General features: G+C 44.7%; 15 protein-coding genes. All 15 read left to right on the forward strand.

Annotated features, from left to right (window positions below; genetic code table 11):
• The first annotated feature begins 1 nt into the window (after position 1).
• The 15 genes from prfH to AC1DCV_RS03955 all read left to right on the forward strand — a co-directional run bounded on the left by prfH (position 2) and on the right by AC1DCV_RS03955 (position 21,235).
• Positions 2-616 carry a peptide chain release factor H gene (prfH, locus tag AC1DCV_RS03885; protein ID WP_441572119.1) on the forward strand — a complete coding sequence of 205 codons (615 nt, stop codon included), beginning with the start codon at positions 2-4 and terminating at the stop codon, positions 614-616.
• Between the two features lie 727 nt (positions 617-1,343).
• Positions 1,344-1,904, forward strand: coding sequence for a sigma-70 family RNA polymerase sigma factor (locus AC1DCV_RS03890; RefSeq protein ID WP_477021924.1), 561 nt, complete (start codon positions 1,344-1,346; stop codon positions 1,902-1,904).
• Positions 1,905-1,959: 55 nt separating this feature from the next.
• Positions 1,960-3,087: a FecR family protein gene (locus tag AC1DCV_RS03895; protein ID WP_477021925.1), complete on the forward strand. Its 1,128-nt coding sequence runs from the start codon at positions 1,960-1,962 to the stop codon at positions 3,085-3,087.
• A 205-nt stretch (positions 3,088-3,292) separates the two neighbouring features.
• Complete coding sequence (locus tag AC1DCV_RS03900; protein ID WP_477021926.1) at positions 3,293-6,526, forward strand: SusC/RagA family TonB-linked outer membrane protein; 3,234 nt, start codon at positions 3,293-3,295, stop codon at positions 6,524-6,526.
• A 10-nt stretch (positions 6,527-6,536) separates the two neighbouring features.
• On the forward strand, positions 6,537-8,057 hold the full coding sequence (locus AC1DCV_RS03905) for a RagB/SusD family nutrient uptake outer membrane protein (protein WP_477021927.1): 1,521 nt from the start codon (positions 6,537-6,539) through the stop codon (positions 8,055-8,057).
• A 12-nt stretch (positions 8,058-8,069) separates the two neighbouring features.
• Positions 8,070-8,933, forward strand: a complete 864-nt coding sequence (locus AC1DCV_RS03910; RefSeq protein ID WP_477021928.1) for a PKD domain-containing protein — start codon at positions 8,070-8,072, stop codon at positions 8,931-8,933.
• Between the two features lie 28 nt (positions 8,934-8,961).
• Positions 8,962-10,074 (forward strand): acyltransferase family protein, encoded by a 1,113-nt coding sequence (locus tag AC1DCV_RS03915; protein ID WP_477021929.1) that lies wholly within the window; start codon positions 8,962-8,964, stop codon positions 10,072-10,074.
• Positions 10,075-10,367: 293 nt separating this feature from the next.
• Entirely contained in the window at positions 10,368-10,910 is a 543-nt protein-coding gene (locus AC1DCV_RS03920) for an RNA polymerase sigma factor (protein ID WP_477021930.1), read from the forward strand.
• A gap of 20 nt (positions 10,911-10,930) precedes the next feature.
• Positions 10,931-12,073 (forward strand): FecR domain-containing protein, encoded by a 1,143-nt coding sequence (locus tag AC1DCV_RS03925; protein ID WP_477021931.1) that lies wholly within the window; start codon positions 10,931-10,933, stop codon positions 12,071-12,073.
• 182 nt (positions 12,074-12,255) lie between these two features.
• Entirely contained in the window at positions 12,256-12,666 is a 411-nt protein-coding gene (locus AC1DCV_RS03930) for a hypothetical protein (protein WP_477021932.1), read from the forward strand.
• Positions 12,667-12,781: 115 nt separating this feature from the next.
• Positions 12,782-16,237, forward strand: a complete 3,456-nt coding sequence (locus AC1DCV_RS03935) for a TonB-dependent receptor (RefSeq protein WP_477021933.1) — start codon at positions 12,782-12,784, stop codon at positions 16,235-16,237.
• A gap of 21 nt (positions 16,238-16,258) precedes the next feature.
• Positions 16,259-18,094, forward strand: coding sequence for a RagB/SusD family nutrient uptake outer membrane protein (locus tag AC1DCV_RS03940; RefSeq protein ID WP_477021934.1), 1,836 nt, complete (start codon positions 16,259-16,261; stop codon positions 18,092-18,094).
• 31 nt (positions 18,095-18,125) lie between these two features.
• Entirely contained in the window at positions 18,126-19,424 is a 1,299-nt protein-coding gene (locus tag AC1DCV_RS03945) for an IPT/TIG domain-containing protein (RefSeq protein ID WP_477021935.1), read from the forward strand.
• 76 nt (positions 19,425-19,500) lie between these two features.
• Complete coding sequence (locus AC1DCV_RS03950; protein ID WP_477021936.1) at positions 19,501-21,018, forward strand: right-handed parallel beta-helix repeat-containing protein; 1,518 nt, start codon at positions 19,501-19,503, stop codon at positions 21,016-21,018.
• Between the two features lie 73 nt (positions 21,019-21,091).
• Positions 21,092-21,235: a hypothetical protein gene (locus tag AC1DCV_RS03955; protein WP_441572108.1), complete on the forward strand. Its 144-nt coding sequence runs from the start codon at positions 21,092-21,094 to the stop codon at positions 21,233-21,235.
• Positions 21,236-21,247 lie beyond the last annotated feature (12 nt).

The raw sequence follows: 21,247 nt of genomic DNA on the forward strand, positions 1-21,247 counted from the left end.
TATGGAACAAATGATTATACAGATCACCTCCGGCCGCGGCCCTGCAGAATGTTGCAGGGTGGTTGCCAGGGTGCAGGAACTCATCATCAAACAGGCCAGGGCAACAGATATCAGCATACAGGTATTGGAAAATATAAAAGGGGATATCAACGGTACCCTGCTTTCTGCCACCTTGCTGGCAAAAGGTAGTCAGCTTACCACCTTCCTGAAAGAATGGGAAGGCACCGTGCAATGGATCGCCCAAAGCCCCTACCGCAAATTTCATAAACGCAAAAACTGGTTTGTGGGCGTATCGGTATTTGATGTAAAAAAACAATTGCAGTGGAATCCTAAGGATGTAACGCTGGAAACCTGTCGTGCGGCAGGTCCCGGCGGACAACATGTGAATAAAGTGGAAACCGCCGTTCGTGGTATACACCGCCCCAGTGGATTGCAGGTGCTGGCCATGGATAGTCGCTCACAATTGCAGAATAAACAGTTATGCCTGGAACGACTGGAAGCGAAATTTCTCGCCTGGCAAACCGGCTTGCTGGTGAGTCAGCAACAGGATCAATGGCAGGAGCACAATGAACTGGAAAGAGGACAGGCAGTGAAAGTGATCAGGGAAAGATTGTAGATGATGGAATGCCTCAGTGAATTTGCATTGGGGCATTTTTTTTAATCTTCAGATTGAATAGATCTGATTTTTCTGGCGACCGTAGTGATTTTTTCTAACTGTATTTCTTTCCTTTCCATTTGATGTTGTCAAAATAGTAGGATTATATCCTGCCTAACAATACATCCATGGTTTGAAGCAGTTTTTTTGTATCGTTTTGTTTATGCAGTTCCAATTCAATGGTTACTCCGGATTTACTCTCAATTCTTAATTTCTGTTTTGGGGATTTTCTGCTTCTAAACGATATGGTTTCTTTGATGGCTGGTAATAAGGGTAAAATGGATGTTATTACAGCTACTATCAAAATGATTGTATTAATAATTGCAGGAAACATTGTTGTAAATTGTATTCATGCAAAATAATTTTTTATAAATTTTTTAGTTTGCATACCTGATTTTTTTCTCATAAAAATGATCAATTAAATTTTTATGCTGCATTTCAAGCAATACACCATCATCTGTTTATGCTAAGCGATAAACGACAGGCCCTTTTTTTCGGCGACCAATGTTTTGCATTTAAATATCACGACTTCTCACAGAGAGCATCAAAAAATAGTTATACACGGATGATAGGGTTCGGGGTGGCAGGAGGCAAACATTCCCTGGAGAGCGGATGTATATGCGTTATAAATTATGGTGCTTTTTCACTATTTTTATAGCTAACGCCGCATATCAACCAATTACAACACGTGGAGGAACTGAGTGACATAGCGCTACTACAAAGACTACAGCAGGCTGATGAAGCGGCTTATACCGAAATATTTCATCGATACTGGGAAAAATTATATGCCATCGCATATAACCGTTTACGTATACGTACGGCCGCGGAAGATGTAGTACAGGAAGTGCTGGCCAGTTTGTGGGTACGTAAAAATGCGCTGGAAATACGTCATCTCTCCGGTTACCTGGCTACCGCCACCCGTTACGCCGTATTCCGGCAAATCAGCCGCTTATTGCCCGATCAGCCACTTGATAATCCCGAGGTAGTGCAGCAACTGGTGGAAGACCCGGATATGAACCACCTGGACTACTGCCGTTTACAGGAAAGACTCGGTATGGAAATAGCCCGACTCCCGGAAAAATGCCGGCTGGTATTTTTATACAGCAGGAGGGAGCAATACAGTAATAAGGAAATTGCCGCCGCTATGCAACTGTCGGAGAAAACGGTAGAAGCTCATCTCACCAAGGCTTTGAAACACCTGCGCATCCGTCTGAAGGATGTATACCCCTATCTTTCTTTCTTCTTCTGAAAATTATTTTAATCCGGACTAAGGGTAGATCAGGTATTTCTGTACTCTACTTATTATGCAGCATTTAAAAGACCTGATTCAACGTTATCTCAAAGGCAACACTACGCCCGAAGAAGCCGGTGCACTCCACGAGTGGTACGACAGCTTTGACGATAGTGAAGTACCCCTGCCAATGGAGCCGGGAGAAGACCGTCAATTGCTGGAACAACGTTTACTTAACAGGTTGCGGCCGGTGATGCAGTCGGAGGAACGGGTGAAACCAATCCGTTACCGCCGTTACCTCGTGGCGGCTTCGGTCATCATATTGATAGGGGTGGCAGGAATCGCCGTGCTACAGCTCAGGGATTCATCTCACAAAAAAAATATAATAGCAGCTAAGCTACCCGCCAAAGAAGTGCAGCCCGCCAATAAAAAGGCGCTGCTTACCCTGGCAGATGGCAGCACCATTGCCTTGGATGATGCCGCCAACGGCGCGCTTGGAAGACAAGGTGGCGCCAGCATAATTAAAAATACAAAAGGGCAGCTCTCTTACCAGGCCGATGAAGCCGGTGGAGCAGTGGTGTATAATACCCTCACCGTGCCACGTGGAGGGCAATTCCAGTTGATACTGCCCGATGGTACCAAAGTATGGCTGAACTCCGCCTCCTCTCTCCGTTATCCTACTGCTTTCAGAGGTGGCGACAGAAAAGTGATCCTGCAGGGGCAGGCCTATTTCGAAATAGCAGGTAAAGCCAATCAGCCCTTTAAAGTACAGGCCAATGAAATGGAAGTAGTAGTGCTGGGTACCCGTTTTGATATGATGGCCTATGCCGATGAACCCACCATCAACGCTACCCTGCTCGATGGGAAAATAAAAGTACAGGACCAGATCCTGCGCCCTGGTCAGCAGGCCGTACTGGCACTTGCCGGACATCAGCTCACGGTAAAAGATGCCGATGTCAATAAAATTATGGCCTGGAAAAACGGGCTGTTWGTATTTAATAATATGGATCTGCCAACCATACTACGGGAAATAGCCCGCTGGTATGATGTGGAAATAGTATATAATACCGCACCCGGTAAGGAACTGTATGGTGGCGGGATCAGCCGGAATCTTAATTTATCAGCCGTATTACACGTATTGGAAGAAAACGGAACAAATCACTTTAAAATAGATGGAAATAAAGTAATTGTATTACCGTAAGACCTGTAAAAAAAATAGATGAAGTAAACTTTTGAACAATGGAAAACCGGAGGTGGTGACACACCCCCGGCCAAAGTCCAGCATCCTGTAAGATCGAGCAAAAGATCATTTAAGAATTCTAAACCTTATTAAAAGTATGCATTTAAAATTTAAGGAGATACCATTTCTCCCCAAGGGACTTTTATTAACCAAAATTTTGCGGGTTATGAAAATGACCACCTGGCTGATCCTGATTGCCTGCTTACATGTAAGCGCCAGGAGTTTTTCACAACAGGTTACCCTCTCTGTGAAAAATATGCCGTTACAAAAAGTGTTTGCAGAAATAATCCTGCAATCGGGCGTCACGATCGTGTATAACGAGTCGACGCTTAAAAATACCGTCCCCGTTACGTTGCAGGTCAACGGCGCTTCGGTGCAATCCGTTCTGGAGCAATGCCTGCTCTATCAACCGGTTACCTTTACTATCAACGATGGTGTATTTGTGATCCGCCCTAAATCATCGCCACCACTACCTGTTGCCGATACCCTGGGTAAAATATCTGGCATCGTAAAGGCGGCAGATGGGACACTACTGCCCGGCGCTACGGTGATGGTAAAAGGAAGCACCCGGGGCAATGCCACCAATGGTGGCGGGCAATTTACCGTTGCCGCCAATCCGGGTGAAATACTGGTCTTCACCTTTACCGGTTATGATAAACAGGAACTGTCCGCCCGCCAGGGCATGCAGGTAACACTCCATGCCAGCAACAGTCAGCTGGACCAGGTAGTGGTAGTGGGCTACTCCGATAAGAAGAAAAGTGAATTGACCAGTGCCGTTACCGTAGTAGATGCCACTAAGCTGAAAGATGTGACCACCAACGATGTAGGCACCATGCTGCAGGGCAAGGTGGCCGGTTTACAAGTGGTAAGCAGCTCCGGTGTACCCGGCGCCTCCGCCGAAATACGCATGCGCGGCATCTCCTCGGTGAATGCCTCCCAAAGTCCACTGATAGTGGTAGATGGTATCATTGGCGGCAACTATGATCCTAATGACATTGCTACTGTAACGGTGTTGAAAGATGCGGGCGCCACAGCCATGTACGGCTCCCAGGCCAATGCAGGCGTCATCATCATTACCACCAAAAGAGCCGCTACCGGCAAAACACAATTCCAGGCGAAGATCACCACCGGCTTCCGTACCCCGGATTTCGGCACCATGGATATGATGAATGGCAGCGAATTGTACGAGCGTCAGAAAGAATTTTACCGCGATTATATTCCAGGCGCAACAGATAATTCCTACAAAATAGACCTGATCAAATTTTACAACGAACGCCCGCTGGCATTGAAAAATCAAAACTATAACTGGTTAACAGATATGTTCCGCCGCGCACCTATGACGAATGTATACCTCTCTGCCAGCGGCAAAACAGAAAAGTCAGATTACTACCTCGGGCTCTCTTACTATAACGAGAAAGGTACTTTTATGAATACCAATTATCAGCGGATAAACTTAAGAGCCAATTCTACTTATCATTTTACAAAAAATATCAGTCTTACCAACAACATTAACCTGAGTGGTAATTTCGGTAAAACGTACGACTACAATGACATGTATTACGCGTACCTGAACATGCCCTGGGATAACCCCTACGATAGCAGTAACAGGGCCCTTTACGTAGATGGCAACTCTCCTTTCAAATGGTGGTCGCGTGATAAAGTAAATCCGATTCATACCATTCAGAATTCCGAGCATCCCTATAAAAATTTTGATGTGAATTATGATATGGGACTCAACATCGGCATCACCAGCTGGCTCACCTTCGCGAGTACCAACCGGTTGTCGCTCGGCTATAACAAAAGTAAAACCTGGTATTCACCGCAGGTAGCCGGACAGTTTCATGGTGATGGCTTCCTGAACGAACAGAGTACCCTCAACTATGGCTATGTGTCTAACAACCTGTTGAAAGTAGATTTTCATATGAACAATCATCGCATCAGTGGTCTTGCAGGTGTGGCATTTGAAGGGAGTAATACCGATTTGTTGGGCGCTTCCGGAAAAGGACTGCCAGTGGGCTTAAAGGTCCTGAATGTGGTATCCCGTAATCAACAGGCGTATGGTAATGTAAATGAGGCCATCATACAATCATTCATCTCACAGGTGAACTATAGCTACCTGGATAAATATTTCCTTACCGGATCTTTCCGTGTAGATGGTTCCTCCAATTTTCCTTCCAGCAACCGCTATGCTCCTTTCCCGGCTATATCTGCTGCATGGTTAATGAGTAATGAAGATTTTTTGAAAGACAATGCTGTTTTCAATAGTGTAAAACTCCGTGCAAGCTACGGTGTTACCGGTACACAGGACATCGGGTCATCGCGTTACCTGGCCTTGTTTTCATTGTCCAGTAAATACAATCAGCAATCGGCTGCCACTCCTTCGCAGTTGCCCAGTCCGGACCTCACCTGGGAAAGCAAATACCAGTGGAATGGTGGAATTGATATCAGCTTGTTTAAGCGTATAGACCTGAGCGTAGATGTCTATAACAACATCACGAAAAACCTGTTGCTGCAGGTATCGCAACCGCTGTCTGTTGGTTTTGAAACCAGATGGGAAAACGTGGGAGAGCTGGTGAATAATGGGGTGGAACTGGGATTGAGTACCCTGAATGTTCGCGCCGGCAAGTTCCGCTGGAACACCGATTTTAATATCAATTTCAATACGAATAAGCTACAGAAATTCCCGGCAAATATTATCAATACACAATCCACCTGGAGTATTTCACAGATCTACCGCAACGGTGGTAACCTGTATGAATTTTACATGCCTAAATGGTTAGGAGTGGATAAACAAACCGGTGCACCGTTATGGGAAGTCGTCAATAAAGATGGCAGCAGGAAAGCTACCTCAGATTATGCCAGCGCTACTTACCAGGAAGTGGGATCTGCCTTGCCAAAGTTCCAGGGAGGCATGACCAACACCTTTACTTATGACGGTATTTCGCTGGGGGTGAATATCTATTTCCTTTCCGGCAACAAAGTATATAGTAACAATCTGCGTTTTGTGGAAAATGATGGTAACGAGCCTTATTACAACCAGGTGAATCTGCCTAAAGGCAGCAGTATCTGGAGTAAGCCGGGAGATGATGCCACTGAGCCCAGTCCGCAGAATTCAGCGAATTCAACGCAAACGTCTACACGCTTTTTAAAAGATGGGAGCTTCCTGGCGTTGCGTAATATCAGTTTGAGTTATGAACTGCCGCATGCATTGGTGAGCCGGTTAAAGATGGAAGGTGTTACTGTAGGTTTCACAGCCGACAATGTGCATACGTTCACCAATTTTTTGGGACAGGATCCGCAAACGACTATCACGCCCGGATCACAGGTGATGCCAGGCGTATCGGATTTCAAGTATCCGAATAACCGTCAATACCTGTTCAACATTAATTTCAGATTTTAAACTGCCTGTCATGAGATCAGCTATTATAATATTGATATTACTGCCGTTGTTGTTATGGCAAACCGGCTGTATGAAAGATGTAAATCCCAGTGATGCGCTGACCACAGAAACGATCACCGGCTCACCGGAAGGCCTGAGAAATGCCGTGAACGGGGCCTATTCCCTGCTTAAAGATCACGTGCCTTTTAATGGTACTACCGATGATAATAACATGTACCTGCGTCAGTATTTCCAGTTGTCTGATTTTGCCAGCGATGATATTGTATGCGGACAAACAACAGAAGATCCGTTGTTTTATAGTTTCTCGCTGGATCATTCGCCAACGCAAACGAATACACGTTATTTCTGGTATATCTCTTACAAGATCATCAATGATGCTAACACGGTAATAGAAGCGGTTGAGAAGTTGTCTAACCCTGACGCCACTACGCAGCAATTGCTGGGTGAGTGTTACTTTATGCGTGCTTTCAGTCATTTTAACCTGGTGAAGTTGTTTGCCATGCCGTATACATTAAATCCGGCTGCTCCGGGTGTTATATTACGTACTTCCACCAGTGATCCGGCACAGAAGGCCAGGGCTTCTGTAGGGGAAGTGTATAAACAGATCATTGCAGATGCGAGGCGGGGAGCGGATTTAATGACGCAGGCAAGAGGAGCGCAGTATGCTTCCCGCGAAGCGGCATGGGCCTTGCTTTCCCGGGCTTACCTGTATGAAGGAGTGAACGACAGCACCATTTATTTTGCCAATAAAGTAATTGAGGGCGGCCGTTTTTCGCTGACAACGGCGGCTACTTATCCTGATTTGTTTGCAAAGGCGATTTCCGGTAGCGAAACTATTTTTTGTGTGGCCTTTAGCGCCGAGTCTGATGACTACGGCAAATTTGGTTCTATTGCCTCTATGATTTATTCTGATGGTAATTCCGGCTGGGGAGAGGAGTTTGCTTCTGCTTCCCTGAGAGATACCATGTCGGCCAATCCGGAAGATGTGCGCTGGAAATATATTGTGCCTTTAAAAGATGACAATGGTGCATTACAGCAGAAGAATGGCATAGACATTTACTATATCTCCAAATTCTCCGGGCAGGATAGCCGTCCTACGCTGAGTTCCCCGATTATGTTCCGGCTGGCGGAATTGTACCTGAACAGGGCAGAGGCGAATGCCAAAGCGGGTAACACCGGTGCCGCACTGGATGATGTGGATATGATCCGCAGCAACCGTGGTTTGGCCAATGCGTTGTATCACCGGCAGTTGCCTGCCGGTAAGTCGGCGCTGGACATTGTATTAAAGGAAAGAAGGCTGGAGCTGGCATTTGAAGGCCACCGGAGTTATGACCTCTATCGGAATAAAAGACCGATGAACAGAACTTACTGGGGCTATCATCTACCCGGACTGAAACAGTCGGATATCAACCCAGCTAAAAATCCTTCCGGTTATCCTAATATGCTGATACAGCCGGATAATCCCAAGATCATCTATTACATCCCGATTGATGAAGTAGAAACGAATAAACTATGCACCCAGAATCCTTAAAACTCCCTGAACATGCAAAAGCAATTGCTATATATATTATTGCTGCTCTGTGCAGCATCCGCCTGTAAAAAAGATGATGTGAAACCCGCACCAGTGGTAGTGTACACCATTGAAGTAGACGGAAATAAGGTAACGTTTAATAATACCACTACCGGCGCCACTTCCTGGAAATGGGATTTTGGTGACGGCACTACCGCTACTGATCAAAGCCCGGTGCATACCTATAAAGGTAAAGGGAAGTATGTACCTACCCTGTATGCTACTTCGGAAGATGGGGTGACCGCCGAAGGGTCAACGGTAATAAGGATCTCCAAAACATCGCCGGTGAAACTGACGGATAATAGCCTGGCTGATTGGGATACTATCAGCCAGAGCATGATGGTAGCTGGCCCGAAAGGAGGCGTATTTAAAAAGGCCAAATTTGATTATGATGGACAGTATGTATACTTCTATGCGGAGATGATGGGTAAGCAATCAGATGGGGTGATCTTCGATGTTTATATCGACAGCGACAATAATGCAGGTACCGGTTATCTGACGTCACTCTTTACTGGCGGTGCATATGATGTGTTGCTGGAAGGGCAGTGGTTACTGAAGGCGCCGGCTATACCTATGGCGATGTATTATCATAGCGGGGCACAAACCGGGTTCAACTTTGATCCGCAATCCGGCACTGATTTCTTTACAATAGGTACGGTATCAGAGGCTGCTGGCGTACTTCGTTTTGAAGGAAAACTGGACCGGTCAAAAATAAAAGGATTTACGGGTACGGCTATACGATTGGGCATGGTGGCCACTACCAGCGATTGGGGAACACAGTTGGGCACTATTCCTGACGAAGGCGCTCCATCTTTTTTATTAAATATGCCGGAATAATTATTAATTTAAGCCTACAATCAGGATAATGAACAGTACAACCAATGTCAACCAACGACTGATTTCCCTGGATGTGATGCGTGGAATTATCATGATTCTCCTGGCAGGAGAAAGTGCCCGCATATATGAGTCGATAGCGCAGTTGCATCCTGCCGGCATAGCCGGTATTTTGACAGAACAATTTTTTCATCATCCCTGGAATGGCCTGCGGGCCTGGGATTTGGTACAGCCGGCGTTTATGACCATGGCCGGATCTGCCATGTACATCTCTTATTATTATAAAACACAAAAGGGCATTACCTGGTCACAAAACTTCCGGCATATTGCACTACGTTGTTTAAAGTTGTTTATATTTGGTACTGCCCTCCATTGCGTATATGCAGGAAGGTTAGTATGGGAGCTATGGAATGTGCTTACACAATTATCCGTTACTACCCTCATTGCTTACCTGATCATACGCCGTTCCTATGGCTTCCAGCTGGGGGTAAGTCTGTTATTATTACTGGCCACCGACCTGCTTTATCGTTTTATACTGGTACCTGGTTATGAACAGCCATTTGTGCAGGATCATAATTTTGGATCTTTTATGGATATGGTGCTGATGGGGAAATTAAATGATGGCGGCGGTTGGGTCACCATTAATTTTTTACCTACCGCGGCACATACCATATGGGGAGTACTGGCGGGGAAGTTGCTCATCAGCAGCCGGTCATCTGCCGGGAAAATTAAAATACTGCTGGTAGCCGGAGCAATAGGACTAATTGCCGGTTTTGGGCTGGATTGGACGGGTATCACCCCTATTATTAAACGAATAGCCACTTCGTCTTTCACATTGGCATCAGGAGGCTGGGTGATGTTATTACTGGCATTGCTGTACTGGATCATAGATGTAAAGCAAAATGTGCGGTATGCCTGGCTGGCCACAGTAGTAGGAATGAACGCTATTTTTATTTACCTCTTTTTCGAAACAGTAGGTGTACAATGGGTCAATGGAGCCATCGGTATTTTTGTAAAAGGCTTCACTGGAATGGTGGGGGTACCGGAAAGTATACAGGAAATCATTTCCGCCTTTGCCGTGCTTGGACTGGAATGGGGACTGTGCTACTGGTTATATAAGAAAAAAATCTTCTTTAAGTTATAAGCTGTCTACTGAAACCCCTGTGAAAAAAAGCTCCGGCATACTTTGCCGGGGCTTTTACTTTTTTTAACATACCCTTATGTTTTTACAATTTTATTATTTACCTTGATTTCAATTTAGAAGTCATTTAGCCAAAATCTTTAGTAACAGCAGTTGAACAATGGAAGAAGTAGATTTCTTCCAATATCATTTATAATCATCAGAATCGGTAACCAGCTGTCTGCATACAGCAATAAGAATAGTTATGTGTTTATGTCACCTGTAAAGTATTATCACTAATAAGGCTGTCTTGTTAAATGAATCATCCTTCAGACATAGAATTGGTTGAACGGCTAAAGGACGGAGATGCCACCGCATACGATGCTTTATTTATGAAGTATCATAAGCTGCTTTGTGTGAATGCTTATTGGTTCCTGCGTAATGATGCGGAGGCAAATGATCTTGTTCAAACTTTCTTCCTGGATATTTGGGACAGAAAGTTATATCTTCAATTTAATGGTGATATTAAAGGATACCTGCATCAGGCAATTAAAAACCGTTGTCTGACACTGCTGAAAAAGCAAAAGGCGGAACGGCAGAAACACGCAGCATTTTCCCAGTTGCAGGAAGAAACTTGTGTAGGCATCCCGGAGGTTTCACCAGATTATTATAAACAGGTATTGACGACTATAAATGATATGGCCATCCAAAAAAGATCGGCTATAGAAATGGTATATATACATGGTAAGCGATATCAGGAAGCGGCAGATGAGATGGGCATCAGTATCAATTCTTTCAAAACCCATTTAAAGCGGGGGCTGAAAGTGTTGCGTCATGCAATCATTAATAAAGGGTATTAGCCCGCGTTTTGTTAACAATCATGGAAGTAGCAGCGGAAAAAATATTTGAATTATATATAGAACGTTTGTCGGGTACACTCTCTGCAGAAGAAGAAAGCTATGTGCAGCAGCAACTGCAACAGGATCCTGCATTTAAAGCTCAGTGGGATTTGCTGGTGAAGGAAGATGAAAGCATGAATGCCGGCGGCTACCTACAACGTATTAATTCAGATGCGGTGCTGAATACCATCAGGGAACAAAGAAAAGATCCTGTAGCCGCCAGAGTAGTGACCCTGAAAAAACTGATGATCGCTGCAGCGGTGACGCTGTTACTGGGTAGCAGTATTCTTGTCTTTTTTATTCGTTATAAAACTACCCGGGTATACTATTCTGCTGCTGCCGTGCAGCAACAACAAAAAAAGCCGGTACGACTACTGACGAGCCATGGAGAAGCTATTGAGCTGAGTAAAGACAGCGGCACCAAAACAATCGCTTTAAATAATGCCACGCTGAATACCAGCAACGGCGCTTTACAATATACCTCTTCAGATACCGTACAAAATACACTGGATGTTCCTGCGGGAGAAAGTTATAAATTAACCCTGTCCGATGGAACAGAGGTATGGCTGAATGCCGCCACCCGTTTACGTTTTCCTTTTCGTTTCGGGAAGTCTTCCAGGGAAGTATATGTAGCAGGAGAAGCTTATTTTAATGTAGCAAAGGATGCACAGCGTCCTTTTATCGTGCGTACTGCATTGAACAGTGTGCAGGTATTGGGTACAGCTTTTAATATTAATACTTATCAGGCCGGCACCGTGAAAACTTCGCTGGTATCAGGTGCTGTCATCGCCCATGGTAAGGGAACGGAAAAACAAATCCTGCAACCTGGTGTACAAGCCGACTACGGCACAGATAAAGGATTTACCACCAGTCATTTTGATGAAGAAGAAGTATTGTCCTGGCGCAACGGTGTATACTACTATCACCGGATGCCGCTGGTTTCGCTTATACAGGAAGCCACCCGTTTCTATGGGATGCACTTCGTCATGGATAAAGATAAATTTGCCGGCAAGTCCGTTACAGGATTGATGGACAGGAACAGGTTAGATGATTTTTTATCTGATCTTAAAACCACCGCGCATGTGGAATATCAATTATCCGGCAGCGAAATTATTTTGAAGTAAATATTCTCCATATAACTCCTTAAGATTGTCACCCGTTTTTCCGAAAACGAGTAGTTATACTGAAAAGCATTCGTGCATGTAAGTATGCTGTTTTCCCGTATACTTTGTAAAAACAGAGATGGGCTTTTCAACTGTTGTTCTCAATGTGTATTTCCTCACCGTAAATCTAAAATTGAACGAACATGAAAAAGTTCATTGTACTTCCTGTGCTATTCCTGATGATAGGATGGCAGTCTGTTAACACCGTAAAAGCGGCTACCAGTGACCACAGTCGCCACCTTCAGCCATCTGCTGTACGGCATTTTAGCCCATCTGCTAAAGTAGCCAGCATCGTGTTTAATCCGTATCCGGCATTAAGCCTGGTGGTGACCATGAACTGGGTATCTGTTTTCACCGGTGACGTGCAGGTGCAGTTCCAGTCGGATACCAAAACAGCTTATTATTATGGCTCGCATACCGTTACGTTTTACGGATTGCCTGTACAGCCGGGAGTAGAGCAAAGAATTACCAGTGAAGGTAACTGGTACACCAAGTTTATCTGGCCAGGTTCAGGCACTGCTGTGAACATCACCTACGAAGGGTATACTTATTAAAAAAAAAGTCCGCTCTGCCTGTCACCCGTTTTTGCAAAATCGATGTAGTTCTATTGATAAGCATTTGTAAATGCCATTTGCTGTATAATCGTTTTAACTTGTAAACAATTCCCGAATGAGAAAAAGTATACGCCACTGCCAACTGGCTATGCGAAGAGTGGTACGCTTACTGGTGCTATGCGGCCTTGTATGTACTTCATTTTTCACTGTGCAGGCACAAGCTCCAACGCCTTCATTACAGTCCATTGTTACTGTTACAGGAAATGATGTATCGCTGCTGCAGGTATTCCGTGCCATTAAAAAGCAAACTGGTCTCACGCTGGTGTACAGCAATCAGTTGCTGAATGATGGGGAGAAAATTTCACTCAATTTTCAACAAGCCAAACTGGATGATGTACTGAACTTTATTTTCAAAAGTAAAAACATCAGCTATGTTGTACAGCGGAACCGCATTGTATTGGATAAGAAAGCGGCGCCGCAGGAATCTGTTTCTGCAGCACCAGCTTCTGCTCCAACGGAAAAACAGGCAGAGTGGCTTATCCGGGGACTTGTAATGGACGCCGATGGTAATCCTTTACCCGGTGCCACTATTTCCGTAAAAGATTCAAAGAAAGGCACCGTTACCGATGTAATGGGTGTTTTTTCTATTAGTGCGGCAAAAGACGAGATCCTGAAAATTGCGATGATGGGTATGAAGCCGGAAGAAGTTCGGGTGAGTAGCCAGAAAACGCTGAAAATCAGTTTGGCTGCGAAAGTGGATGAGCTGAATGAAGTAGTGGTAGTGGGATTCGGGGCACAGAAAAAGGTAACAGTTACCGGTTCTGTGGCCTCTGTAAACATGGCAGATATGAAAACGCCGGTTCGTTCTTTAACGAATGCATTGGTGGGAAAAGTAGCCGGTGTGATTTCCATGCAGAGTGGTGGTGGCGAACCAGGCTACGACAATCCTAATTTTACCATTCGTGGGATCGGAAGTTTTACAGGTAGCACCTCTCCGCTGGTTATTGTAGACGGGGTGCAAAGAGAAGATGTAAACAGCACCTATGGTGGGGCTTTTAATAATATTGATCCCGAAGATATTCAGAGCATTTCCCTGTTGAAAGATGCATCTGCTACGGCGGTATATGGCGCCAAAGGCGCTAATGGGGTACTGATCATTACTACCAAAAGAGGTGTTGCCGGTAAGCCCAAAGTATCCGCTAAAGCAGAAACTGGTCTCAGTGGTTTAACGCAATTACCTAAGATGCTGGATGGAGTTACCTATATGAAGCTGTATAATGAAGCGCAGGTGAATATGGGGAATAAAGCAACTTATTCTGATGAAGTAATCAGGAAAACAGAAAGCGGACTGGATCCTTATTTGTATCCCAATGTGGACTGGCTCAATACTATTTACAAGAAATGGGCATCTATGACCAATGCCAATGTAAACGTCAGCGGTGGTGGAGAAGCCATGCGTTATTATGTTTCCATGTCCTTTTACAACCAGGATGGTCAATATAATGTATCTAAAGAAAAATATAATCCCAACCTTAATTTTAAKAGATACGATTTCAGAAGCAATGTAGATCTGAATGTCACCAAAACAACCGTTCTTTCCCTTAACCTTGCTTCGATGCTGGTGAACAGCCGCTATCCCGGCAACTCTGCCGGCGCCATCTGGTACTCTGCCTATGGCACTAATCCTATTTCATTCCCTGTTCAATACCCCGGTAATAAATGGGCTGGTCCCAGAAATAATGGAGGCACCAATCCCTTTAACCTGGTACAAAATTCCGGATATGCCACAGAGTTCAGACCTTCTGTGCAATCCGTGTTAAGTCTTAATCAGAAACTGGATGCTATTACACCTGGCTTGAGCGCCAACGGCAAATTTTCTTTTGATACCTATGGTGAATTTGATAACCGCCGGAGTGGAGCGAATGATCTCTGGTATGCTGACAGAAGGAACGAAGATGGTAGCCTGAATTTTGAGCGTACCCGTACAGGCGATACCTATCTCTATTATAGTTCCTCTTCTCAGGGAGAACGCATGATGTACCTGGAAGGTACCGTTAATTACGATCGTAGCTTTGGCAAACATAACATAGGTGCGCTGGTGGTAGGAGCCCTCCGGAACAGGTTAATAGGATCTGCCGATAATCTGAAAAGATCCATTCCTTTCCGCAGTCAGAATGCTGCGGCCAGGGTTACTTATTCGTATATGGATAAATACCTGGCGGAAGTGAATATGGGCGCTACCGGTTCTGAAAATTTTGAGAAAGGAAAAAGATGGGGATATTTCCCGGCAGCATCCATAGGATGGGTCATTTCAAAGGAAGATTTTTTCCAGCCATTGACCAAAACAATCAGTCTGCTTAAGATCAGAGGCTCTTATGGTATGACAGGTAATGACCTGATCGGAAATGGAAATGGTGCCGACCGTTTTGGCTATCTGACCTATTTGGAAGGTGCTAACGGCACCTCTTTTGGTGGTTCTGGCACTCCTACTTATTATGGCGGTATCGCCGCTACTGTAATTGGTACACAGAATCTTACCTGGGAAAAATCAGCTAAAACAAATATTGGCCTGGAACTGGGATTCTGGAATAAGCTGAATGTGGTGGTGGATGCGTTCCGCGATAAAAGAACTTCCATCCTGGTGCAACGTAGCTCTATTTCGTCTATTGGTGGTTATAGTGGTATTAACATCTATGGTAACCTTGGGGAATTGGAAAATAAAGGTATCGATGGAAGTGTAGAGTATTCCGATCGTATTGGCAAAGACATTACTTTCCGCGTATTTGGTAACATTACCTACGCTAAAAACAAGATCCTGTATGCAGACAGGCCTAAAGCGATCTTCCCTTATCAACAGTTGGAAGGCCATAGTTTTGGTGAGTTTTACGGGTATAAGAGCCTGGGATTGTTTGTAGATCAAACGGACATAGATAAAAGTCCTACGCAAACAAGAAAGGTATATCCTGGTGATATAAAGTATGCTGATTTAAGTGGTGATGGAAAAATAGATGCCAACGATCAAACCTATCTTGGCAAGTCATACTTCCCGGTATGGTCATATGGTTATGGATTTAATGTAGGATATAAAAACTTTGAGTTGTCCGCTGTTTTCGCCGGTGTGGCGGATGTAAGCATTATGGCAAATGGAGCAGAAATATCCCATGACCAGGATGGTGCGCCTGGCGTAGGTGTGGTGCCTTTTGCAGGGATGGGTCAGTATCCGGCTAACGGCATTACAGACATGCTGAACAGGTGGACGCCTGATAATCCCAGCCAGAACGTGCATTATCCAAGATTAACTCAGGCAAGTACCAGCGATAATAACTATTTAAACAGTACCTGGTGGATGAAGAACGGCAGTTTTATGCGTCTCAGACAGGCCTCCCTCAGCTACTCTTTTATTACGCCTCAGATGAAGCGCAGAGGTATCAGCAGCTTGCAGGTGTATGGTGCAGCTACCAACCTCCTCACTTTCACGAAGTTTAAATTATGGGATCCTGAACTGGGTAATAACTCAGCCAAGTATCCTTATCCGAAAACAGTGACCATTGGCGTGAGAGCGCAATTCTAATCAAGCAAAAAAGATCATGTTATGACCAGATATAAATACCTGTTTCTCTTCTTTTGTGGTATTATCTCCATTAGCCTGGTATCCTGCAGCAAATACCTGGACAAGAAACCGGATAACCTGTTAACAGAAGACCAGATATGGCAAACAAAGGCTAACGCAGAAGCCTATCTGAATAATATTTACACCGGCCTGCGTGGCCCGGATGGTGGCGACTGGGCTACCCTTGGCTTTTCGGACGAATCCTCCTGCGCTATTCCTACCGTTGCGGTAAGAAACATGGTATCGGGCAACTGGGATCCCTCTAATTCACCCTGGGATAACTGGGGGACGCAGTATTCGTTCATTCGGAAGACTTTCATCTTTGAACAGAATATTGATAAGGTACCGGAAATACAGCTAAGCCAGGATTTAAAAAAGCAGTACAAAGCAGAAAACTATTTTCTGCGCGGTTACTTTTATTGGTTGCTGCTAAGAAAATATGGTCCCTATGTAATTGTACCTGGTCTGCTGGGACAGGATGAAGATTACAGTAAATTTTCCCGTGCACCTTTCGATGCCTGTGTGACCAATATCAATAGCCTGATGGATCAATCTGCAGCAGGATTGCCTTCCGCGTGGAGTTCTTCCGGTAACCTAGGCAGAATCACCAAAGGCGCCTGCATGGCCATTAAAGAGAAAGCAGCGCAACTGGCTGCCAGTCCCTTATGGAATGGTAATCCCGATTTCAGTAACTTCAAAAATCTGGATGGAACTGCATTGGCACCAGTTTCAGCAGATCCCAATAAATGGAGGATTGCCGCCAAAGCAGCAAAGGATATTATTGACTCTGCACGTTATAAACTATATACCGCTACAGATAAAAATGGTAATGTGGATCCTTACCTTTCCGTTCGTGACCTGTTCCTTACTTCCTGGAATGATGAAATCATCCTGGCCAGTCTCGACTGGAGCCGCTGGGGGTTCACCAAATGCGCCTCTCCCGGACCCGGTGGTTATAACATATACAATGCTACACAGAACGTAGTAGACGCTTTTTCAATGGATAACGGCCGCACCATTGATGACCCGGCTTCGGGATATGTGGAAACAGGATTTTCACCTGACAATGGTACACACGACTGGGATTATAAGCAGGGCGACTGGAACATGTATGTGAAAAGAGAGCCACGGTTCTACGCCTATATCGCTTATAACGGACGTCCGGTATTACCAGCAGTAACAGTAGATGACAAAAACTATTACTCCTCTACCAACAATATAAATGGTACAGGCAGACAAGAGTTTTACTATACCGGTAAATCCGGCCAGAGAGCGATGGCGAGCAGTAACATCACCGGTTACCTGCCGCTGAAAAGAATTAGTCCGAATGATAATATCCGCCTTGATAACACCGCATACCGCGGGCCGTATATCCTTATCCGTTATGCAGAAGTATTGCTGGATTATGTAGAAGCATTGAATGAATATGATCCCGGCAATGCCGACATCGTGACTTACCTGAACATGGTAAGGAAAAGAGCCGGACTGCCCGGCATAGAAGAAGTATATCCCGGCGCTTTGGGCAATAAAGACCAGATGCGGAAAATTATCCTGAGAGAAAGACAGGTCGAACTCTGCTTTGAAAGTGATCGCACGTTTACACTGCTGCGGAGGAAAATGCTCGGCAACCCGGAAAACCAGGTGATCTATGGCATGGATGTAAATGCCAATGACAATGACCTTGGATTTTCTTTCACCGGTTATTATAAGCGTACTGTTTTCCAGAGAAGAGTTTGGAATAACAAAATGTACCTGTTTCCAATCACCCAGGGTGACCTGGAAAGAGACAGATCATTAATGCAGAATCCGGGCTGGTAATCTTTTATTTATTCAATCTTAATTAACTGCTATGATCAGGTCACTGAATTCATATATATTGACGGGTTGTTTTTTGATGACAGCGGTATTGGCCGGTTGTAAAAAAGACAATGACTTAAAACACAGCTCAGGCTCACCCATTTCGGTAGCTGACTTTATTCCGGCACAGGGCGGAGCTACCACCGAAATATTAATTACAGGTAATAATTTTTCTACAGATACTTCGGAAATAAGTGTCACCATCAATGGTAAACGATGCGCTATTGTGGGCGCTAATACCAAACAAATTATGGTAGTGGTGCCAAAGCGTTGTGGCTCCGGTAAAGTGGTAGTGAAAATTGGAAATGACACTGTGACCAGCGACAGTACTTTCCGGTACATTTTTACCAGAACTGTTACTACGCTGGCAGGCAATGGTAAAGCAGGTTATGCAGATGGTGCAGGAACAGATGCGATGTTTGCATTTAACAAAGAAGGTTGGTACAGAATGATGGGGATAGCAACAGACGATAACGGAAACGTATACGTAGCCGATCCGGGTAATGCCTGCATCCGTAAAATCGATAGTGTAGGCAACGTGAGTGTGCTGGCTGGCTTTCCGGGCAGCACGGGTACTGACGATGGAAAAGGACCGACAGCGCGTTTTGGGATTCCATACGGGGTAGCTACTGATGCTGCAGGAAATGTATATGTAGCGGATCCGGGAAGAGCTATTCGTAAAATTACACCGGATGGGACTACCACTACACTGGGAAATGCCATTGCAGAGGCGTGGAATATAGCGGTAGATAAAACAACCGGAAAAGTATATTATTCCAGTGTTGGTGCAGGAAACGTCATCGAAATGAAGCCGGATGGCAGCAGCCAGGAGATTATCAGTGGCATTAATAATCCTGGTGGTATGAATTTCGATAAAGCGGGTAATCTTTATGTATCCGCCTATGGAGATCAAACCATTCTTCAGTTTAAAGCAGGTACCTGGGCTCGTAGTGTGATTGCTGGCGCCACCGGAGTTCCTGGCTTTGTAAATGGTATTGGCTCCGCAGCACGGTTTGCCAATCCATGGGGTGTAGCTGTTGATGGCAGTGGCAATATTTATGTAGCAGGCAACGGTAGTTATGGTGCTAATGTGGATGAAAGTATCCGTTTTATCTCCGCTAATACCTGGGATGTAATTACCTATGCCGGCAACGGTAAAGCTGGTTTTGCAGATGCTATCGGAGAAGCCGCCTCTTTCAATGCACCTATGGGTGTGGCGGTGGATAAAAAAGGTATCGTGTATGTGTTGGATAAGAATAATAACAGGGTAAGAAAAATAGTTACAGAATAATAATCTATATGCGAACCCGGGGCGGCAATACATCGTATTGCCGCCTTATACTTTAATAACTATGTTAAACAGGAACATGTATATTTTCTTATTGGCATTCCTTGCAGGGGCCTGTAGTAAAGGCAGTACAACCGAACCCGTTGTAACTGCAACAACACATACCTATTATGTGTCTGTTACCGGTAATGATGCCGCAAATGGTGCTATTGGTACACCCATGCGTAGTATCAACAGCGCTTTAGCGAAGGCTATCCCGGGCGACAGCGTTATTGTGAGAGCCGGTAATTATTACGAAAAAGTATCTTTCCCCAAAGCGGGCCGCCTCGAAAAACTAATTACACTAAAAGCATATGCTGGCGAAAAAGCCGTTATTGATGGTACCGGACTTACAGTTTCCGGTCAGGAAGCCCTCGTTACTATCAGTAACGTCAGCTACGTAGTGCTGGAGGGGTTTGATATCTGTAACCTAAAGAGTAGCGTATCCTGGGCAAGCGTAAATGGTATCACCGTCAACGCAGGATCCGGCAATATCATCATCCGTAAAAATAAAATTTATAACATCGAACATAATGTAGATCCTTCCCAGGGAAGAAGCGGTCATGGCATAGAAATCATTGGTAATACCGCTGACGTGATGAAGAATATCCTGGTAGAAGATAATATCATCCATGATACCAAAACAGGCTACAGCGAAAACCTTACTATTAATGGATATGTAGATGGCTTTACCATCCGCAGAAATACCATCTACAATACAGAAAATATCGGCATTGATGCAGCAGGTGGTTATGCTGCCAACACCAATCCTGCTTTTAATTACGCCCGAAACGGTGTGATCAGCGATAATGAATTGTATAACATTGATATGACGCGTGGCCCTGTAGGTGGTACACACGGACACGGCGCCATTGCTATTTATGTAGACGGCGCCAGGAATATTACCGTAGAAAGAAATCGCATACATGAAGCCGATCGCGGTATCGGGATTGTAAGCGAAAACGATGCATACCCTACCAGCAACTGTATCGTCAGAAATAATTTTGTGTTTAACTGCTGGCGCACCGGTATTTACCTGGGTGGTTACCTGGGCTACACTTCGGGTGGTACCCGTAACTGTTATGTGTTGAACAATACGCTGCTGTTTAATAACAAAGAAGTGGGCGCCTTTGGTGAAATTGAAGGAGAGATCAGGTTGACAGAATCATGTTTTGACAATGTGATCAAAAATAATATCGTATATGCGAGGCCGGTAGATATATTTATACATAAGTATACCAACACCGGTTCCGGCAATGTGATAGATAATAACCTTTTTTATACTACCGGCACACCGCAGTGGATTTGGGGAAGTACGAAAGATAATGTCATTACAGATTTTGCAGCGTGGAAAACAGCTTCCGGTGCAGATGCCGGTTCCGTATATGGAGCGGATCCTTTGCTGATCAGTACTACATTACCTGATCTGCATATTTCCGCAAATTCCCCTGCGAAAAATACAGGGGTAGTGATTTCGGCAGAAGTGAATGGGAGCCTGGATATAGATGGTAAGGCCCGGATTGTAAATAATCAGATCAGTAAGGGGGCACAACAATAATAAATCCCCTTTTTACGTGATTGTTATTGATAGGTTCTTTGCGTAGATTCAATTAACCATAATCTGTACAATCATGAAAAAGAAAATCAATTCAAAACTGAAGCTCACAAAAATCACGGTGGCAAGTTTGAGCAAAGCACCGCAGGAAACAGATAAACAGCGCACATTGCCAACAACGCGGTTTATCAGCTGCGGAGAAACTTTTTGGGTATGCTAATAGCCGGTTACC

The organism is Chitinophaga sp. 10T418 (assembly GCF_056394125.1).